The 18,769-nt window shown below is 60.0% G+C and carries 17 protein-coding genes; 5 read left to right on the forward strand and 12 right to left on the reverse strand.

The window, feature by feature from the left end; genetic code table 11:
• Positions 1–15 precede the first annotated feature (15 nt).
• The 7 genes from IH404_RS15200 to IH404_RS15230 form a co-directional block, all read right to left on the reverse strand.
• Positions 16–2,832 carry a hypothetical protein gene (locus IH404_RS15200; protein WP_194438286.1) on the reverse strand — a complete coding sequence of 939 codons (2,817 nt, stop codon included), beginning with the start codon at positions 2,830–2,832 and terminating at the stop codon, positions 16–18.
• A complete protein-coding gene (locus IH404_RS15205; protein WP_005788390.1) occupies positions 2,829–3,614 on the reverse strand; it encodes a hypothetical protein in 786 nt (261 codons plus the stop codon). Before IH404_RS15205 ends, IH404_RS15200 begins: the two co-directional genes overlap by 4 nt.
• Positions 3,611–5,002, reverse strand: a complete 1,392-nt coding sequence (locus IH404_RS15210; protein ID WP_005788392.1) for an MBL fold metallo-hydrolase — start codon at positions 5,000–5,002, stop codon at positions 3,611–3,613. Before IH404_RS15210 ends, IH404_RS15205 begins: the two co-directional genes overlap by 4 nt.
• Positions 4,999–6,471 carry an MBL fold metallo-hydrolase gene (locus IH404_RS15215; RefSeq protein ID WP_005788394.1) on the reverse strand — a complete coding sequence of 491 codons (1,473 nt, stop codon included), beginning with the start codon at positions 6,469–6,471 and terminating at the stop codon, positions 4,999–5,001. Before IH404_RS15215 ends, IH404_RS15210 begins: the two co-directional genes overlap by 4 nt.
• 86 nt (positions 6,472–6,557) lie before the next feature.
• Positions 6,558–6,722: a hypothetical protein gene (locus tag IH404_RS15220; protein ID WP_005788395.1), complete on the reverse strand. Its 165-nt coding sequence runs from the start codon at positions 6,720–6,722 to the stop codon at positions 6,558–6,560.
• Positions 6,723–6,958: 236 nt separating this feature from the next.
• Entirely contained in the window at positions 6,959–7,570 is a 612-nt protein-coding gene (locus IH404_RS15225; protein WP_005788397.1) for a dTMP kinase, read from the reverse strand.
• 149 nt (positions 7,571–7,719) lie between these two features.
• Entirely contained in the window at positions 7,720–9,441 is a 1,722-nt protein-coding gene (locus IH404_RS15230) for a hydrogenase maturation protein (RefSeq protein WP_194438288.1), read from the reverse strand.
• A 207-nt stretch (positions 9,442–9,648) separates the two neighbouring features.
• On the opposite strand from IH404_RS15230, the gene IH404_RS15235 reads away from it, so the two are divergent.
• Positions 9,649–10,563 carry a LysR family transcriptional regulator gene (locus IH404_RS15235; protein WP_005788400.1) on the forward strand — a complete coding sequence of 305 codons (915 nt, stop codon included), beginning with the start codon at positions 9,649–9,651 and terminating at the stop codon, positions 10,561–10,563.
• Here the strand turns inward: IH404_RS15235 and IH404_RS15240 are convergent.
• The 5 genes from IH404_RS15240 to IH404_RS15260 form a co-directional block, all read right to left on the reverse strand.
• Positions 10,556–11,488, reverse strand: a complete 933-nt coding sequence (locus IH404_RS15240; RefSeq protein WP_194438290.1) for a cupin — start codon at positions 11,486–11,488, stop codon at positions 10,556–10,558. The two genes, IH404_RS15235 and IH404_RS15240, sit on opposite strands and share 8 nt — an antisense overlap.
• Positions 11,489–11,644: 156 nt before the next feature.
• Positions 11,645–12,964 carry an LLM class flavin-dependent oxidoreductase gene (locus IH404_RS15245; RefSeq protein ID WP_194438292.1) on the reverse strand — a complete coding sequence of 440 codons (1,320 nt, stop codon included), beginning with the start codon at positions 12,962–12,964 and terminating at the stop codon, positions 11,645–11,647.
• A gap of 11 nt (positions 12,965–12,975) precedes the next feature.
• Positions 12,976–13,932, reverse strand: a complete 957-nt coding sequence (locus IH404_RS15250; RefSeq protein WP_005788410.1) for an ABC transporter substrate-binding protein — start codon at positions 13,930–13,932, stop codon at positions 12,976–12,978.
• A 156-nt stretch (positions 13,933–14,088) separates the two neighbouring features.
• Entirely contained in the window at positions 14,089–15,420 is a 1,332-nt protein-coding gene (locus IH404_RS15255; RefSeq protein ID WP_194438294.1) for an ATP-binding protein, read from the reverse strand.
• Positions 15,417–16,160 (reverse strand): response regulator, encoded by a 744-nt coding sequence (locus IH404_RS15260; RefSeq protein WP_122735028.1) that lies wholly within the window; start codon positions 16,158–16,160, stop codon positions 15,417–15,419. The genes IH404_RS15255 and IH404_RS15260 overlap by 4 nt, the downstream gene beginning before the upstream one ends.
• Before the next feature lie 129 nt (positions 16,161–16,289).
• Between IH404_RS15260 and IH404_RS15265 the strand changes: the two genes are divergently transcribed.
• From IH404_RS15265 to IH404_RS15280, 4 genes are all read left to right on the forward strand, one after another.
• Entirely contained in the window at positions 16,290–16,601 is a 312-nt protein-coding gene (locus IH404_RS15265; protein WP_005788417.1) for a hypothetical protein, read from the forward strand.
• Entirely contained in the window at positions 16,601–17,266 is a 666-nt protein-coding gene (locus tag IH404_RS15270; RefSeq protein ID WP_194438296.1) for a DUF3313 domain-containing protein, read from the forward strand. The genes IH404_RS15265 and IH404_RS15270 overlap by 1 nt, the downstream gene beginning before the upstream one ends.
• A 109-nt stretch (positions 17,267–17,375) precedes the next feature.
• Positions 17,376–18,245, forward strand: coding sequence for an oxaloacetate decarboxylase (locus IH404_RS15275; RefSeq protein WP_005788420.1), 870 nt, complete (start codon positions 17,376–17,378; stop codon positions 18,243–18,245).
• 83 nt (positions 18,246–18,328) lie between these two features.
• Complete coding sequence (locus tag IH404_RS15280) at positions 18,329–18,709, forward strand: RidA family protein (RefSeq protein ID WP_005788423.1); 381 nt, start codon at positions 18,329–18,331, stop codon at positions 18,707–18,709.
• Positions 18,710–18,769 lie beyond the last annotated feature (60 nt).

Genomic DNA, 18,769 nt, shown 5'->3' on the forward strand with positions numbered 1-18,769 from the left:
CCTTGCGGCGGGCAATCAGCGAACCAGCTCGCTGAGCTCGATGTCATGTTCCAGTCTGCAGCGATGCTCCACCAGCACCAGGGTGTTGCCGCTACGCTCGACGTAACGGTGCAACGCTTCTACACGCTCCGCCAATTGCTCGGCGCACAAAGCGCTGAACGGCTCATCCAGCAGCAACAGGTGATGGCGGTCATTTGGCAGCGCGCTCAGCCAGGTATCCAGCCAGTTGCTTGCCCCAGGCTCACCACCGAGCAGCGCCAGGACATTGCTGTCCAGGTAATAGCGGGTTGATGCCGTAGCCTGCGGCGCGCCCGCCTCGTCGGTGATCACATTGGTGATACCGGCCACGCCCTTGAGGTAATCGCTTTTGCCAGCGCCGGAATGGCCAGAGAGCGAATATAACCGTCCCCGTTCCAGGCTTAGGGCACGATAGGTACGTTGAGCGACAAAGGACGCGATGTTCAGGCTCTGACCGACAATCGTCACGGACACCACACTTTTGGGCTGGCCAAAATGCTGCAGGCGCGTCACGGACACCGACTGCGATTTAAACCCCGTGATTGCCAGAAATACGTTGGCCAGGTCAGAGCGCACCAACAACAAGGCCGTGACTGCCAGCACAAAAGCTGAATCGCTGGTGCGATAGAGGCTGCCCATCAGAACCACCAGGACAATCACCAGGTCGCTGAGCAAACTGCAACTGGCGGCGGTGATCGTGCGGGTGATCACACTGTGCATGCGGGTGGTATAGAAATGCTTCAGCCCCTCGGCTATCGCGCCCTGTTGGGTGAGTGCCAGCCAGTCCCCCAGGCGTTCGAAACCGGTGCCGCCGGTTCGGGAAATAGAAAACGCCACATGGGCCGAGCGCAGCAGGGAGTCGAATCCCTTGGTGCTCTCCACCCGTGTTCTATAAAGCTCGTCGATCGAAAGGCGGTACAAAACCGCCAGCAACCCGCTGAACAACAGCGCCACGGCGATGCCGAACAGGCCAAACCCCATCCACAAGGCCATGCCATTGCACAGTAAAAGCGCGATGATCCAGGCGATGTCGTGGGCATACCAGGCAATGCGTTCGAATGTCGTGGTGACATCGCGAGAAACCACCTGCAGCGCATCGGCCAGGCTGGTGATCCGGATGTCTCGCAGCCCCCCGATGAACAAGCGGCAAAAGCGGCTGCGCAGCAGGTCCTCGATAAACAGCCCGGCAGCGACCCCTGCCCCAACCCCGGTTACGGCATACAACAGAACCTGCCAGGGTGAGAAACCCGACTCTGGCAGCGTCAGGTTGGCTGCGTAGCTCATCATCAGCGCCGGCACCAACAACATCAGCACGCCCCAGCGACAGTACTTGAAGAGATCGCCGAGGCTGAAATGCTCCGGCACGGTGGGGCCTTCCAACACCGTCGGAGCCGTCCTCTCAGCGACCTCCATCGCCGAGCCCCCGCGCTGCGCGATCGCTCTTGCAGCCGATGGGCTGAAGCTCACCCAGGGCAGGCGCTCCAAGGCGTCTCTGACTGCCAAGGCAGCCGCGGCGTCCAATACCGAGAAATCGTGGTCGATACTTAGGGTCCCGTTCCGGGTACGAGCCAGAAACACTCCGCGCAGCAGTTGCAAACGCAGGCGCTGCCCGGCAGAAAGATTGCTCCCGTCGAGCTCGATGGGCAGTTGCATAACTTGCTGTGGGCTCTGTCCCAACTCGGGTATCAACAGGAAAGCGCCCAGCAACGCTTGTATGTCCTCGCGCTGGCTCTCCAGCGGGCCTGGAACCAGTTCGACCAGTGTCGCGGGCCATATCGGCCAGTCGACATCGAACTCGATCACGCTGCGGGTCTGATCGGCGGCGGCGTTCTGCAATACCGGCTGCCTTGAGGTGCTTTGATACAGGCCATCAAGCGCTTCCAAGGAGCGGCCGACGGCCTTGTAACTCACATAAGCGCGGGGCAACGCAAGTACCGCAGCCAGCAACGGGATACTCAGCCAGAAAATCGCCCCGTCCCAGACCGTGGCCGATTCTGAGGTGCCCAGCAGCCCAAGCAACACAAAAGGAATCAAGCGACCGAAACCAATGATGTAGCTGTCAGCGCCGCGCAGCAGCGTATCCAGGTTGCGCAGGCCGCGTTCGCCCGTCAGTGTCCGCTCGATGTTCTGCAAGGCCGTGCGGTCAGCGAACTGTTTGAGCCACGGGCCTTTGCGCAACCATGCCGAACACTGTTCGATGCGCTGCGCGGTCATATCCATGATCCGCTGGTAGTTGCGATCCGAGAGCCTGGACAGCAGATACGAGAACGGCAGAAACACACCGATCACCGCAACGGCCCATAACCCTGCCGTACCGAAAACCAGAAATGCCATCAGGATGGAAAGCAGAAGAAAAACCGGGATAGCCAGCAGATTAACGCTAGTGCCGATGCCCTCTAGAATGACGCTGAAATCCCTGGAAACCACCCGCTCCAGCAAAGCGACCTCTACGCGGGAGGGCATCTTGCGCGCCAGAAGGTGCTCGAATTCGCGGCATAACCTCAGCGAGATGTAGCGTTCCAGATTGAGCTCGCTCACCACCAGCAAGAACCCGCTGATGGCCAGGAACGCCAGGAGCGCGATGTCCCCCGGCGTGGTATCGACGCTGTTTTGGGCAGCCACCAGCGTACTCAGCGTGTAGATGAACAACAGCGGCACGCTGTACTGCAACAGCGACACCAGTACATAAGCACCGACCGCCCAAGGCGCAAGGTTGAAGGCCAAGCCGAAAAAACCATCGGCGAACGCTCGTCCTTCGGAGCGAGCGGCTGTCCGATAGCGCAATTCTGGGGTAAAAGAGTACATCCACTTCACGACAGCGCCTCCTCGCAGTACACCCGACCCGGCTCCAGGGACTGTACGCGCTGCAGGTAGTCTCGGATTTTCTGTAGATCGTAATAGTGCGCGGGAATCTTCCGGCATTCGCAGTAGCGGGCCACCCATTCCTCCAGACTCCACGGACATGATGGTCCTGCCCCCAGAAAGCGGCTCAAGGACAAAATGTCGAACCACACGCTGCGCTGCAGTGAATAGGTCTCCAGGTCGAGGATGTGCACGCCATTCACCGTAACAAGCAGATGCTCCGCCTTGCAGTCACCGACGCTGATGCCCTGCAGGTCAAACGAGGGAAAACGACAGCTGGAAGACAGACAAGGATCGAGGAATTCAGGGGTACTGCGGTGGCCCATGACACGCTGGAAATTAGCCAGGGCCGTAGAATGCATCGCTGCATAGGCCGCAATCACTTCAGGCAGATCGGCCAAAACCGGCAAACGACCCTGGAGAGCTTCCAGCACCAGTACCTGATGCCGCGAATCCTGATAGCGCATTCCTGCGATCGGACCCGAACGGAACAGCAAATACCCGCTGGCCTCAGCGGCATAGGCCGCCTCGTCAAAGTAACGCTTGATCACCACCTGCTCGCCCGAGACCATGCACAGGCCGGAGCAGACCAGGGACTTGACCGACTGGCCGAGTACAAGCAGAACCTGATAACGCTCGGCCAACAGGTCGCCAAGCGCCTGGCGGTGCTGCTCTACCTGAGCTGCTTCGAGGAGTTCCAGATGCACATGTTCAAAGGTTCTTTGCCCGCTCATGGCGCGGTCGCCAGGGACAGTTCATAACTGCGCAGAGCGCGTTCATAGTCCACTTGCTCGTTGTAATACTCGAGCCAGAACGCCAGCGGACTGTCATAGCGATCGCAGACATACCACTGCGATGCCGACAGGTTGAGCAGCTCCCATATTTGCAACTCGCCCAGAACCAGTTGACAGAAATCGTCATGGTCGACACGGATGCCGTAGGGATAAAGCTTTATTGCCCCCGCGCCTTCGTCCGGCACCTGGACGAACTCGACCCTGGACACGTCCAGCAGCCACTGTTGGTCGGCGCCGTCGCGCCGGGTCAACTGCAGCACCGCACGGCACGGACCGACGGGACGCCCCAGGTAATTGCTCTGCGTCATCAGCACCTGGCCATAGCGGGTGATAAGCCATGTCCTGGCCATTTCGTCGAGATGGGCCTTGATCTGCTGCTTGTCGAGCGACGTCGTCCGGCATCGCCCTTTCGCCGGACTGACCCCGGCGTATTCATCGGACAAGCGGATCCAGTCCGCCGGCTCGCCAGGCCGTGCCATCGCCACGTCGAAGCTTTCGCCGGGTGTGAGCGAGTACACCGTCCGTAACAACGATAGTTCGCTGCAGATCTGCGCCAGTTCGAGGTTCGACCAGGGGTGATGCATCTTGCCTGAGGGATCGCGATAACCGTTGCCCGCGATGATCAAGGTCGGTACCTGGTCAAGTCGGCGCATTGGCTTGTGAACGATTTCGTCCAGCAGACGCAAGCCCGACACCCTGGTGTAGCGCTGGTCGGGCAGCGGCAACAGGTTGTCCAGGCCGATGGGGCCTTGCGCCCCGCTACCCTGGAAATTATTGGTCATCACCATGACCTGTGGCCAGGCAATAGCTCCATTATTGACATCAGCAAAGTAGGCGTCGGCGATGCGCGTATCAGACTGGATGAAAATCGCCTCGCGGCTCTGGTGCTCGACATGCAGCGACGCTACCCGGCTGTCCCAGAACAGTACCTCGGTGCCGGGCATGTAAAAGCGCAAGCTCAGCGAGCCGATGACAAACGAGGTCTGGGTATTGACACGCTGCACCTCGTAACCGCAGGCGCAGGCTATCGCTTCGGCCGCGCCGGGAAACAGTTCCGGGACATAGACCACCTTGCGCTTAAGCAAATGCCCGTAGTCCGACGACAGTCGGCGCAAGGAGGCTGGGTGAAAGTGCTGCAGGTGTTCGGTAGTCAAGACAATGCCATCCACCGCAGGCATGCGCTGCAGATCGACATTGCGCGCCGGGACTATCGCAAACTGTCGGTCGGCATCGGAACCGAAGCCAGGACCCAGCACCGGGTCGACCAACACGTGACTATCGCCAGCCTGCAACGACCAGCTTTCGTGACCGATCATTGTCAGCTTCATGGGCCCACCTCAAGATTACGCATGCTGCGCCCGATGATTTTCGCCAATAGCTCAGGGCTGCCGTTCTCGCCGTAATAGCTGTAGAAGAACGGGATCAAGCCGTCGAAGATGCCGCTCTCGAACCAGGACTGGACCGAAACGCCCACGATGTCCCAGATCTGCAGGTCACCCTCTACCATGCCGATGAAGTCCACCAGGGGCAGGCATATGCCAAAGGGATACTGCTCGACCAGCGATTCGAGTTGGTTGTGCGTCTCAGCCTCGAACTGGCCGCTGATCAGATTCAGCGCATAGCTGTCCTGAAGCCCGAGAGCATGCGAGGCAAAACTGAAAACGATTCGTTTCGGCCCCAGCTTGCGCCCCTTGTAGTGAGACATCGCCAACGCCTTGCGCCCGGTAATGAACAGCATCAGGCTTTTCGCCAGGCGTTGCAGCTCGGCCAGCGCGCGTTGCAGCAGCTCTTCATAAGCCTCGACGTCCTGCACGTCGGGTCTTACCGAGGCGACCACCTCGACGGTCTTGCGTGCCTCGATGAACTGATCCAGTTCATCGATCAGCAAGTTGTGCTGCACCTTGTCTACCTGGACCCAGTCGATGATCGCCTGCTGGCCGAGATCTGGATCAAGGGCAAAGGCTTCGCCTGGCAGCAGGCCGACAATATTGGTGTCCAGGCTGAGCCGATTAGCCAATCTGCTCAATGTCGGCTGGTCGGAAAAGGGGAAAGCGGCGAACTCTCCCATACGCTTGATGAACCCGCCGCCGCAAAGAGCTATGTTTGCGGGTTGCACCGGAAAATCGTCCATGTAGCTGGTCAGCACAGCGCTCAGCACACCGATCCCCAGCGGACCGACCTTACGGTTGCCGTCACTCGCGTTCTTGCCCCAGTTTTCCAGGGACTGAAAAGCTCCCGGAGGTGACACCCTGGAGTTGTTCGAGACAATGACAAGTTTGGGCGGTGCCAGTCGACCTTCGACGATATCGGTCTTGAACACCTCGGACACCAGGGCGTCCACGGCAATGAAGATGCCATTGCTTGGCTGCTCGGCCTCCTCGATATGCACCTGGGTAACCCGACTTTCCCAGAAGGCGGTCTTGGGATCTGCCGGATAGAAGCGCAGGCTCAAGTCACCGATCAGCATCGGCTCGGTGTCGCAGACTTGCGTAAGGGTGAACCCAAGGTCGCGGATGCATTGCTTGACCGGTTCGACGATGGTCGCTCCCACGACAAACCGGGCGGAACGTGGCAACAGATTCAGCGAATGGATATCGAAATGATCGGAATGCTCATGACTGAGAAAAATCAGGTCTATATCGGATAGTGCCGTGGCATCAACAACCCTCGGCGGATAGATCTCGATCCGGTGCGCGTCGACCAGGCCGAAGTCTTCACATAACAGCGGGTCAATCAGGATCCTGGTACTTCCGTGTTCCACAAGCCATGTTTGATGGCCGATAAAGATCGCTCTCATGCCCACCTCCCTGGTTGACAATTGAATGCTCAGCACCCAAAAGGAGAAAAAGCAAGAAAGTCCTTTCTTGCTTTTTCTGGGTCAGCTCAACGGTGGTATGCGCAGCTCGCCGCCTTGGTTTGCGAAGCTCCGGTTTTGGACTTCTTGATGGCGTCGCTCAAGACCTGCAATTCCTCCTTGCTGAACAGCACTTTCTCGCCGTCTTGATGAGCGGGTGCGGCTACTGCATCTTGCTGGATCTTCTGGTTCATGACTTGCTCCTTGTCTGGCTGTTTATCCAAGCACGTCGAAAGCGTAACGGCGTCCTCGCATGAATGAACATAGCGGAGGAAGCCGATTTTTCAATAAACAAAAGTGGATTGAGTAGCGACACAGGTACGGTTTTGTGCTATTTGCAAAACTTTGTCACAAATCATCTGCCTGCGATGACCTGATTAAAGGTGAGCCTTCACGCATATCGGTCATAGCGCTGACCAAGGTAAAACTTTTAAAAACAATAAGTATAGATCGCAGAAACCACCCGCCTCATCGCCTCCTCAATCGTCCCTTCATTGCGACACATCACCCACCCCTGCCCCACAACCGCCCGCTCAAACGCCTCTGTACACACAACCTGCTCCTCCAGCTTATGCATCACCGTACTGCTCAACCCGCGCCGTCGTGTCGCTGCCCTCGCCCAGGATATTTGCGCTGAGGTGACAACCCCCACATGCAGATCCGGCACTTGCACCTGTCGATCAAGGTTCAGCGCAAGAATGTCTGTAAACGGTATCAACCGCCGAAACGCCGCATCGGACGGGTACCAGCGATCCATCAGGATGATGCTGTCAGGTGGCTGTGCAGCCAGTACGTGCCGGGTAATCCAACTGCGGCTGTCAGCAAAGCGTTCACACACCTCAAGTTCCAGATCCCGGCTGGGGTCTCTGGCGAATTTGTTAACCAGAGCCATCGTTTGCGCTCGATAGGGATCGCTTTTGCGTTCGCACAATCGGACCACCTTCTTGTTATCAGCCCTCAATGCTGCCGTGACGGCCTCCAACAGCGTGGTTTTGCCGGTGCCCTTGGGCCCATCCAACGAAATAAACAGCGCACGATTCATACGAGCGCTGCGTTATCGTTGAGGTTGTGCAGTTCCATGGGGCCTCTGGTCTGAGCGTTTGGGCGAATTGGCCTCCATTATGGGGAACCCTATTGCCCAATGCGAGGCTGTACCCTCCCCGCGTCGACCGTAGAGGATCGGTCAGCCATTCAGCATTCCGGGACTTCGGCCTCGTACGTCACCGCCCAGGGCGCGATCAAGCGCTGCGGGGTCCGGCAGGTTTTGCGTTTAAACACGAAGTTGCGGCACTTTTCGGCAAACTGTTGGCGGTTTTGCACCATATCCAACTGCATCTGTACCAGCTCATGTTCGCGGCAACGTTCAACCTGCTGACTATCCAGCGTGGCTTTACGGGTGCGTGCGTACAGGTACTTCTCATCGGTCAGCGCGCTTTGGGCCTGTTGAGAGAGCCACAGATCAAAGGCGTGTAGGCAGCGTGGGCCGATGTCCTGAACCATGCCGTACTGCAAGGCCTGGACGGCACTGACGGGCAGGCATTCTTCGGTGAGCTTGTGCGCGATCTCAGTGCCGACGGCCCGTGGCAAGCTGTAGGTCCAGTATTCGGAGCCATAGAGCCCCATGGTTTTGTAATGCGGGTTGAGCACTACCCCCTCACGGGCCAATACAATGTCAGCGGCCAGCGCGAGCATCACGCCGCCTGCGCCCGCACTGCCGGTCAGGCCGCTGATCACCAGTTGCCTGGCGGTTAGCAGCTCCCGGCACACATCGTCGATGGCTTGAATATTGGCCCAGGCTTCCAGCCCCGGCACTTTGGCGGCCTGGATGACATTGAGGTGTACGCCATTGGAAAAGCTCCCGCGCCCGCCCTTGATCAACAACACTTGGGTGGCTCGCGCCTTGGCCCAGCGCAATGCTGCCACCAGCCGTTGGCATTGTTCGGTGCTCATGGCGCCGTTGTAGAACTCGAATGTCAGTTCGCCGACGTGACCGGCCTCCCGGTAGCGAATCGGTTGATAGGCCAGCGCATTGAAGCTTTGTTGCGCGATCGAGCTGTTCAACACCGGAATGTCAGCCAGTTGTTCAGCCAAGACATGGCGAGCCGGCAGCTTGAAGGTCTCCTCCCCTGGCTGGGCCTTGCGTTTGAGCGAGCCGATCCACAGGCTGTGATCCCCAGCTGCCACCAACACGGCGTCGTCCTGTACCGCGAGGATATCTCCCGGGGTGCCCTGGCGTGAGTCCAAGTGCGCGTCGTACAGGTAATATTGCCCACCCAGCAGGCTTGCCAACACACCGGGCTGGCCGTCGGCGGCGTCGATGCTGCGCTTGATGAAGCTTGCGCAATCGAACCAACTGAAGGTGCGGTCAGCCTGGGTCATGTTCGGCTGCAACCGCCCGATAACGCTGGGTTGCGTGTAGTCGAGGGGCTCCGGGACGAAGCCATTGGCGAATTTTTCCACCACGTCGCGGATGCAGACGATCGCCGCGTCACTCACCGGGCCGTTGTACAGCTCGGATTTGCGCACATCGGCGGGCATATCGAATTCACAGGTCGACCAGATCGGCCCGGCGTCCATTTCCTCCACGGCCTGCAGGGCCGTGACGCCCCAGCGCCTGACCTGCTGGGTGATGGCCCAGTCCAGTGCGCTGGCGCCACGGTCGCCGACGATGCCGGGATGGATGATCACCACCGGGCGCTGCGGGTGGCTCCATAGCTGCTGTGGTACACGGTCCTTCAGGAATGGGCAGATCACCAGGTCGGCGCCTGACGCCTCGATCTGGCGACACACCGTGGTTTCATCGGTGAATACCACAACGCTGGGGTCGTGACCCGCCTGGCGCAAATCCAGCCAGGCCCGCTGGGTCAAACCGTTGAATGCCGAGGATAACAACAGGATCTTCAATGATCGCATGGCTGACTCTTCCTTGAGATTGGGCGACCAGAGGTGCTCCTTGAGCCGTCCCTGGCCTTTGATGGAAGCTCAAGGTTATAGAGCGTGGCAGCAGCGTTACCTGACCAGGATCAAGCTTGTGCCAGCAAATGACGATAGTTTCGAGTTGACAGCGCCCTGCAAACTTCAACAACCTGCCAACTTTCCTGCCCTGCCCCGAGGCTGTCCTTGGACTATTTCAGTGCCCTCACCGCCTTCGTCGAAGCTGCCGAAGGCAATAACTTCTCCCGCGCAGCCGAGCGTTTGGGGATCAAGGCGTCCACGGTTTCACGCTATATAAAGGATCTTGAGCAAGACCTGGGTATCGCGTTGTTCAACCGCTCCACGCGCACCTTGCACCTGACCGAAGGCGGCCAGACCTTCCTGATGCACGCCCGCAGGGTGCTGGATGAACTGGAACACGCCAAGGCGGCGACGTCTGCGTTGAACCAGCAGCCCAGGGGCTTGTTGAAGCTCAACCTGCCGCCGGCATTCGCCCGCCATCACATCCTTCCAGCCTTGAAGGACTTTTGCGCGCGCTACCCGCAAATCAGTGTGGAATTGGTATTGGATAATGCTCAGGTCAACCTGATTCATGCCGGCGTCGATCTAGCCATACGCATTGGCGCGCTGGCCGATTCGACGCTCAAGGCCCGCAAACTCTGCGACGGCCACTACCGCGTGGTGGTCAGCCCGGCTTTTGCCAGGCAGCACCCTGCACCCTCAACCCCCGCCGACCTCGCCGGTTTGCCTGCGGTGTTGGGTACGCTGCCTACGGGCGCTATCAGCTTTGTCTGCGGCGATCAGGTATCACCGCTGCTGCACAACGGCTGCATTCGGATAAATGATCTCGACGCACAACTGATCGCCGCTCGCCAGGGGCTGGGCTTTGCCCTTTTGCCGGATTGGTTGGTCGCCCAGAGCATCCAGGCCGGCGAGTTGCTCGTGTGGCTGCCGCAATGGCGAATACGCGATGTCGAGCGCGACTTCGCCGTGTGGTTTGTCTACCCGCCCAAGCGCATAGTGTCGTCCAAGGTCAGGTGTTTTATCGACTTTATCGTTGAGCGACTGGGCCAGACGCCTGAGTGGACATCACTCAACTGAAGCGAATATCCAGCGAGCGCAGATAGGTTTGCAGCCCTGCGTCCTGAATCGGAATCAGGAACGCCTCGGTGTCCGATTCATTGAAGTGCGCGTGCCAGTACCCCGGCGGCGTGACAAATGCCAGGCCAGGCGACCAGTCCACCCGCTGCGGATTGCGGATCTGCCCGTCCGCGTCCAACTCGGTGCCCACCAGCGAGTAACAGCCCGGCGGGCAATCAATGATGAAGTCCAGCGCAATCGACTGATGCCGGTGAGGTTTCTGTACCGAGCCTGCCGGCAGGATCCCATACATGGCCCACAGCACGTGGGTCACGGTGCGCGTCTGGGGGAAGTTGCGGTTGCCCAGCAAAATGCTGATGCGGCTGCGGTCTTGCGCACGAGGATCGTCGGCCGCTTCACGCAGCTTGGCGTTAGCCAGTTCTGCGGGGTACAACGTCGGCGCGAAGCGGTCTGCGCTGCCTGCCACCCCCAGGTAACGCAATAACGGTTCATCGTGCACGTAGTAAAGACGGGCATCCTGGCGGGCGCTGAAGTGTGCTGCCTGCAAGCCAGGCAAGGCCATAAAACAACCTTTTGACCATTGAATCTCATGTTCGCCCTGAACCACGCTGCCCTCGCCTGCGATCACGTAGAACACCTGGGACGTCGCATTGGGTTGCAGGGTCAGCGTGTCGCCACGGTTAAGGCGCATGAAGTTCGCGCACAGCCCGGGGCCTGTCGCAGGGCCTTCGCAGCCCAAGGCGTCACTGAGGTCCAGCGGTACCACGCGTGAAGGGCCACTGTCGTATAACGAGGCGGGAAAGCTGTGGTAGGGAATGCGCGCAATAAGGTTGGCACTGATGGGGTTGGCCGCCTTGCTGTACTCGAAGTACTCGGCGTCCACTTGGTTTATATCCGTCGGCGCAGGGTTGAATTCACGGTTCATCAGGCTCACCTCAGTTTTTGGCTGGAGCCCGCAGCGCGTTTAAACGCTGCGGTGTGTGAATGAACTATAGGCAGTGCGCGCCGGCGGATTAATCCCTGGAACTGCACAGCAGTTATGCGAAACGGGGAGGTGTTGGGCGCCTTGTCGACACCGCTATCAAACCTTAAACCGTGGTATCGCCAGCCCCAGACTTTCGCGCAAAGTCGAGCCTTCATACTCTGTGCGATAAACCCCGCGTTCCTGCAACAACGGAATCACCTCCCGGGTGAATCGATCGAACTGCCCGGGGTGGCCGATGTAGATATTGAACCCGTCCACAGCCCGCGCCTGGAGCCAGTCAGCCATTTTCTGCGTCACCGTATCGGCGCTACCCACGAAGGCGCCAGGACGCAGTTGCCGACCAAACTCAATGGCCTGGCGCAAGGTGAAACCCTTCTCCCGCGCCTGATCGGCAATGCGTTTGGCATTGGTGAAAAAACTGCTGCGCGCCGCTTCCAGGCTCTCTTGCGGGAATGGCGCATCCAGGTCGTACTGGCTGAAATCATGCCAGCCGAAATTACGCCCGAACTCCTTGAGCGCCAGTTCAAAACTATGGTCGAGTTGATGGTAGTGCTGCTCGATTTCCCGGGCCTGTGCATCAGTGTCACCCACATAGACTTCCGCACCGGGCATGATCAATAACTGCTCCGGATCGCGCCCTCTTTGTGCCGCCCTGCCCTTGATATCCCGGTAAAACGCCTGGCCCTGCTCGATGCTGGCCGCATGGGTGAAGATCACGTCCGCCGTGGCGGCGCCCAGATCGCGGCCTGGCTCGGAATCACCGGCCTGAAAGATCACCGGTTGGCCCTGGGGTGAGCGTTGGATATTCAGCGGGCCGACCACGCGAAAATGTTCGCCCTGGTGGTTCAGGCTGTGCAGCTTGCTGGGGTCGAGAAACTGGCCGGTAGCGCGGTCGCGCACAAACGCATCGTCTTCGTAAGAGTTCCACAACCCCTGCACCACCTGGACGTGTTCGGCGGCGCGGCCATAGCGGGTAGCGTAGTCATAATGTTCATCGCGGCTGTAATTGCCTGCGGTGCCAGCATCACCGCTGGTGACCACGTTCCAGCCGGCGCGGCCTTTGCTGATCAAATCCAGGGACGCCAGGCGCCGCGCCACGTTATACGGCGAGTTGTAGGAGGTGGTCAGCGTGCCAACCAGGCCGATATGCCGGGTACTCACCGCCAGCGCCGATAACAGTGTCAGCGGCTCCAGGCGATTGAGGTAATGGGATGGCGAGCCGGGGGTGATAAATTGGCTGTCGACGATAAACATCAAGTCGAACAGCGCCGCCTCGGCCTGGCGCGCAATTTCGATGTACCAATCGACGTTGACGCTGGCATCGGCCGGCAGTTGCGGGTCGAGCCACAGGTTATGGCGGCCCGGGCCACCGCTGCCCATGGTCAGGGCGCCCAGTTTGAGCTGTCTTTTAGTCATGACAAGAACCTTCAGGGCTGGCGGGTGGCGACGGCTGGCTGCAAGGACGCCGCGAAGGACGGGTCAAACAGTTGGGCGGCCGGGTAAGCCTTGATCAGGCCCTGGCTGGCGAAAAAGTCCACGGTCTTTTGCGCCTCCACAGGCGCCTGGGCGGTCAGTGGCTCGACGGTGGTGCGCGCCCGAGCAAACCACACACGGGCGATGTCGGCGTCGGCACGGGTGCGCTTGGCCCAGGCATCGGCATAGGCATCGGCGTTGGTCGGGTTTTGGCGAGCCCAGTCACGGGCTTTTTTCAGCCGCTGGAGAAAGTCGCTGATAGGCTCACGCTTGGCCTCTACCGCATTGGCGTTGGCGGCGATAAAACTCTGGGCCGGGATCAACCCCTCGGCGGTCGCCAGCACTCGCGCACCCTGGCGTTCCTGTTGCGTGACATAGGGCTCCCAGGTGGCGATGACGTCAACCGCGCCGCCCTCCAGCGCATGGGACGCATCCAGCGCGCTGAGGTAGCGTAACTCCAGAGAGTCCCGTGCAACCCCGGCTTTATCCAATGCAGTCAGCAGCAGTTGCTGGCTCCAGGAGCCCTTCCAGATGGCCGCGCGCTTGCCCGCAAGATCGGCCAGGCTGTGGATCGACGAATCCTTTTTCACCAAAATCGCCACGCCCGCAAGATTCTGGCGGCTGACGGCAATCACCTTGATCGGTGCGCCCAACGCGCCCAGGAACAATACCGGCGCATCGCCCAGCAGGCCGATATCCAGGCTGCCGACGTTGAGCGCTTCGGCCACCGGTGACCCGGCGGTGAATTGCTTCCATTCCAGGGTATAGGGCAGATCATCCAGCACCCCCGCCGCTTCCATCACCGCTTGGGCGTTATAGCTCTGGTCACCCACGACCAGGGTTTGTGCCTGTGCCGTCAGGCTTAGCAAGGTGGCGGCCAACCCGGCCGCCAATGTTGTCAGGTAACGCACGCTCGTCTCCAGATGCCGTGTGGGGCAGTCAAGTCGATCCGCGCGCGCGGTCTCGGCAATATTCGTAAGGATCGATACGATGCGGTTCTAAGAGGTGCGTGTAAAATACCTATAACGCATAACGTAATGCGAAAATAATGCGCGCCCCGCATCAGGCTATAGAGGCAACTCGACCCGCGCCACCAAGCCTGAGCCACGCAGACGGTTGCTTAGCGTCAGTTCGCCGCCCTGCTCGCGCACAATGGCGCGCGCTGCTGAAAGCCCGAGACCCACGCCACCGGTATTACGATTGCGCGAGGTTTCGAGGCGAAAGAATGGATCGAATACGCGCTCAAGGTCAGCCTCGGGAATCCCCGGTCCCTGGTCATGAACCTCAATGCAGATGCGCTGACCGTCCCCACTCAGAGAGATGCCAGGGTGACGCGCATATTTGGCGGCGTTCTCCAGCAGGTTGACCATCACCCGCTTAAGTCCCAGTGGGCGTCCGTGATAGACCAGGTGGGACGGCCCAATGAAATCCACCGCAAAATGCTGGTCGCGATAATCATCGATGATGGTTTGCAGCAGCTCCGACAGATCGAATGCAGTGCGTTGCTCCAGCACCGTATCGTCGCGAAAGAACGCCAGCGCAGTGTTGATCATCGACTGCATTTCCTCGACATCGCGAATCAGTTTGTGCTGATGGTCCAGATCCTCCATGAACTCGCAACGCAGGCGAATCCGCGTCAAAGGCGCGCGCAAGTCGTGGGAAATCGCCGCGAGCATATGGGTGCGTTCGCCGATGAAATGCTGGATCTGCGCCTGCATGGTGTTGAAGGCGATGATGGCCTGGCGTATTTCGTGGGGGCCTTCGCTGTCGATGGGCGGAGCGCGCAAATCACCACCAAAACGCCTGGCGGCACTGGCGAAACGCTGCAACGGTTGGGCCAATTGCCGGGTCGCGAGCCAGGCCACCAACAAGGTCGCGATCAACCCCAGGGTGATGATCACCGCGATGCGCGTGGGTGCGCTCAGCCCCCACGTGCGTTCAGGCGGGACGAATGACAACCAGCTGCCATCGAGCAACTGCACGAGCGCAACATAGTGCGCCTCGGGGCTGCCACGCGGCCAATCGTCGGGGCTGAACACCTTAATTTGTCGCCCAGTGCCAAACAGTGCTTGTATCCCCGGGACTTCGCCCGTTTGAAGCGCCGTGTTGCCGTCGGGAAGGCCGAAATCCGCGGGCTCGTTACGCCACGCCACATGCAGGCGGGCATCGCTGGCCGCTGCCGCCAGTTGCGGACGCAGCGTTGCAGGCGCGGCTTCGATGACTTTGGTGGTGGCGGCCATCTGCTCCAGCAACCCTGTGCGCTCGATCGGCGGGCGCGCCCAGACCCCGGCAACCTGGACGAACAAGGCATTAAGCGCCAGCGAAGCGAGCATCGCGGCGAGAATGGTCAGGGCGATGCGCCGGTTCAGGGTGTCGCGACGCAACAGGTCGCGGATCATGACCGGGTGACCGGGGCGGTGAACAGATAGCCGCCATTGCGTACCGTGCGGATCAGGTCCGGGCGTTTGCAATCGGGCTCGATCTTGCGCCGCAGCCGGCTGACCTGCACGTCAATGCTGCGGTCGAAGGCGTCGTGGCCCCGGCCGTGGGTCAGGTCGATCAATTGGTCGCGGGTGAGGATGCGCTGAGGATGCTCAAGAAACACCACCAGCAAGTCGAATTCGCCACCGGACAGCGGAATCATCACGCCCTCGGGAGAGCGCAGCTCGCGGCAGGTAATATCCAGATGCCAACCGGCGAACGCGATGATTGGCCGGGAATGCTCACTGGCAGCGCCGACGGGCTGCCCCGCCCGCCGTTGCACCGCCCGCAGACGGGCCAGCAATTCGCGGGGGGCAAACGGTTTGGTCAGATAGTCGTCGGCGCCAAGCTCCAGGCCGACGATGCGATCACTGAGCTCGCCCATGGCCGTGAGCATGATGATTGGAATGCCCATCTGCGCCCGGACTTTCTGGCACAGGCTAAGGCCGCCTTCACCGGGCAGCATGAGGTCCAGGATAATGGTGTCTGGCCGCTGCCGGGCGATGGCTGCCCACATGGCTTCTCCGTCGGCAGCCACGTCGACCTCGTAGGCGTGCTGCACGAAGAACTTCTTCAGCAATGCCAGAATTTCTCCGTCGTCGTCGACGATCAGCAGTCTGCTCACGTTCCCAGGCCCCCTGGCAAAAAAGGAAAACATCTAAAACCATTCCGGCGCCGGGGTCATTTATTTCAATCGAGCAACATTCCTTCGCCACGGACACAACCCGGACATCTTCGGGAAAAAACCGTCGGGCATCCTGCACGCCTTCCATTCAAGGCGACGTTCATGAAGGTTTCCAGCAGCAGGTATACAGAGCAGGCACAGGACACCGGGCGGCCCCTGGTGCTGAGCCAGCGCACATCGTCCCTCGCACAGGACAGCCCCATGCTGTTCCAGGAGTCCTGCCTGGGCCTGACGGCGGACCAGGACCGCATCGTATTGCGCCGCTACTTCGAACATTACAGCCCTGACGCCGGGCGCTGGGTCGAGTATGCCCACTCCATCCCCATCGCCGAGCTTGTCCATTGGATCATGACCCATGGGCAGTTGCACATCGAATGCTCTCATGACAACCCGAACGAACAGGCAGCCCACTAATGACCTGCAAACGTTCACTGCCGTTATTGATGGCGGCCTCCTTGAGCCTGGCGGCCTGCAGCAGCAACCGTATCGAGCCCGAAGACGCGGGTTTTCTTCACGATTACAGCCTGCTTAAAGAACACCAGAGTGCTTCGGGCCAGACCGTGCTGAGTTGGGTCAGTCCGGCCTTGAAGCGTGGCCGATACAAGCAGGTGTACCTGGCGCCCAGCCAGTTTTTCCCGGCCGTTGAACCCAGCGCCCAGATACCGCAAAGCACCCTCTTCCACGTCACCGGATATTACGACCTGGTACTGCGGTCGGAGCTTGGCAAACACATGTATCTGGCCGCAAAGCCCGGGCCCGACACGCTTACGGTACGCCCCGCCATTACCCGGATCACCACCAGCACCCAAGGCTTGCGCCTGTATGAATGGCTGCCGATCACCCTGGTCGCAGCGGGCGTGAGCACCGCCGCCGGCATCCGCGACCAGGACAGCGAGATCGCCACGCAGCTGTCCCTCGAAGACGGCTCGACCGGCGATGTGGTGGCTGCCATCGTGAGCGAGGGCACCGGCATTCCCCTGGATAACGACAAGCAAGTGATGACCGCCGACAACGTAAAAGAAGTGCTCGACGGCTGGGCCCGCGACCTGGGCCAGTCATACAGCGCCGTCGCTCAATAGCACGGCCCCGCTCAAACGTCATAATCCCCTGCCCGTCTGCGTGGTAATCTCCCGGCACCACGAATAGACATTGATCGTCACTTGACGATGACCAAAGCCAGGAAAGAACATGCCCAAGATTTCTCACTCAGCGCTACGCCGTAACTTCCGTGACCTGCTGGCAACGCCTATCTGCGTTGAAACCGCCTCCGTATTCGACCCCATGTCTGCCCGCATCGCGGCCGACCTGGGTTTTGAAGTCGGGATCCTGGGCGGTTCAGTCGCCTCCCTGCAGGTGCTGGCGGCCCCCGATTTCGCGTTGATTACCCTGAGTGAGTTTGTTGAGCAAGCCACCCGCATTGGCCGTGTCGCCCAGTTGCCCTTCATTGCCGACGCCGACCACGGCTACGGTAATGCGCTGAACGTGATGCGTACCGTCGAGGAACTGGAACGCGCCGGTGTTGCCGCGCTGACCATTGAAGATACCCTGCTGCCGGCGCAGTTCGGGCGCAAGTCCACCGATTTGATCTCGGTAGAAGAAGGCATCGGCAAGGTCAAGGCAGCCATTGAGGCGCGCGTCGACCCCGCATTGTCGATCATTGCCCGCACCAACGCCGGCGTGTTGCCCACCGCCGATGTTATCGCCCGCACCAAAGCCTACGAAAAGGCCGGCGCCGATGGTATCTGCATGGTTGGCGTCAAAGACTTCGAGCACCTGGAGCAAATCGCCGAGAACCTCAGCGTGCCGTTGATGCTGGTGACCTACGGCAACCCGCAACTGCATGACAGCGAGCGCCTGGCCAGCCTGGGCGTGCGCATCGTCGTAGCCGGGCATGGCGCCTACTTCGCCGCGATCAAGGCCACCTACGACAGCCTGCGTGCGCAACGCCAGCTTACCCATAGCACGTCCAATCTCAGCGCCACGGAACTGACCCACACCTACACGTTGCCGGAGAGCTATGTGGCGTGGGCTGAAGAGTTCATGGATGTGAAGGAGTAATTTTCAGACAACCCGCTGATTTGCCCCAAGCGTTTTTTTCGCGGACCATGGCGCCTTTCTGTTCCTGCCAACACGAGGTGCCCATGGCCAACCACGACCTGTCCTATACCCCCGACCCGGACGCCGACTCCATCTCATCTGACGTGATCGGTTTCAACGGTATTCTGGTCTCGACCCAAATCCCGACCCACTCCGACGGCAGCCTGGAGCTGGGCGACATCACCCTGCAAAGCGAATGCACCCTGCAAGCGCTCAAAGTCGCGCTGGAAAAAGCCGGCAGTTCCATGGACCGGGTGATGCACCTGACCATCTACCTCACCGATATGGCCGACCGCGCTGCGTTCAATGAAGTCTACAAGCGCTTTTTTGCCAAGCCATGGCCGGTGCGGGCTGCGGTGGGTGTTGCTGCATTGGCGGTGGACGGAATGCGTGTTGAAGTAACAGCGATGGCTGCCAAAGCCTGATATCTCAGCGCGCTATGAACAATGTGGGAGGGGGCTTGCTCCCGATAGCGGTGGGTCAGA

Origin of the sequence: Pseudomonas sp. OST1909 (genome assembly GCF_015277575.1) — a bacterium.
Lineage (GTDB): Bacteria > Pseudomonadota > Gammaproteobacteria > Pseudomonadales > Pseudomonadaceae > Aquipseudomonas > Aquipseudomonas synxantha_A.

What these genes read in the sequence shown, in the direction of transcription:
- IH404_RS15270 (WP_194438296.1), top strand. Translation starts at nt 16,601, where the DNA reads ATGACCTGCAAACGTTCACTGCCGTTATTGATGGCGGCCTCCTTGAGC.
- IH404_RS15220 (WP_005788395.1), bottom strand. Translation starts at nt 6,722, where the DNA reads ATGAACCAGAAGATCCAGCAAGATGCAGTAGCCGCACCCGCTCATCAA.
- IH404_RS15265 (WP_005788417.1), top strand. Translation starts at nt 16,290, where the DNA reads ATGAAGGTTTCCAGCAGCAGGTATACAGAGCAGGCACAGGACACCGGG.
- IH404_RS15230 (WP_194438288.1), bottom strand. Translation starts at nt 9,441, where the DNA reads ATGCGATCATTGAAGATCCTGTTGTTATCCTCGGCATTCAACGGTTTG.
- IH404_RS15225 (WP_005788397.1), bottom strand. Translation starts at nt 7,570, where the DNA reads ATGAATCGTGCGCTGTTTATTTCGTTGGATGGGCCCAAGGGCACCGGC.
- IH404_RS15240 (WP_194438290.1), bottom strand. Translation starts at nt 11,488, where the DNA reads ATGAACCGTGAATTCAACCCTGCGCCGACGGATATAAACCAAGTGGAC.
- IH404_RS15260 (WP_122735028.1), bottom strand. Translation starts at nt 16,160, where the DNA reads ATGTTTTCCTTTTTTGCCAGGGGGCCTGGGAACGTGAGCAGACTGCTG.
- IH404_RS15280 (WP_005788423.1), top strand. Translation starts at nt 18,329, where the DNA reads ATGGCCAACCACGACCTGTCCTATACCCCCGACCCGGACGCCGACTCC.
- IH404_RS15210 (WP_005788392.1), bottom strand. Translation starts at nt 5,002, where the DNA reads ATGAAGCTGACAATGATCGGTCACGAAAGCTGGTCGTTGCAGGCTGGC.
- IH404_RS15215 (WP_005788394.1), bottom strand. Translation starts at nt 6,471, where the DNA reads ATGAGAGCGATCTTTATCGGCCATCAAACATGGCTTGTGGAACACGGA.
- IH404_RS15255 (WP_194438294.1), bottom strand. Translation starts at nt 15,420, where the DNA reads ATGATCCGCGACCTGTTGCGTCGCGACACCCTGAACCGGCGCATCGCC.
- IH404_RS15245 (WP_194438292.1), bottom strand. Translation starts at nt 12,964, where the DNA reads ATGACTAAAAGACAGCTCAAACTGGGCGCCCTGACCATGGGCAGCGGT.
- IH404_RS15275 (WP_005788420.1), top strand. Translation starts at nt 17,376, where the DNA reads ATGCCCAAGATTTCTCACTCAGCGCTACGCCGTAACTTCCGTGACCTG.
- IH404_RS15205 (WP_005788390.1), bottom strand. Translation starts at nt 3,614, where the DNA reads ATGAGCGGGCAAAGAACCTTTGAACATGTGCATCTGGAACTCCTCGAA.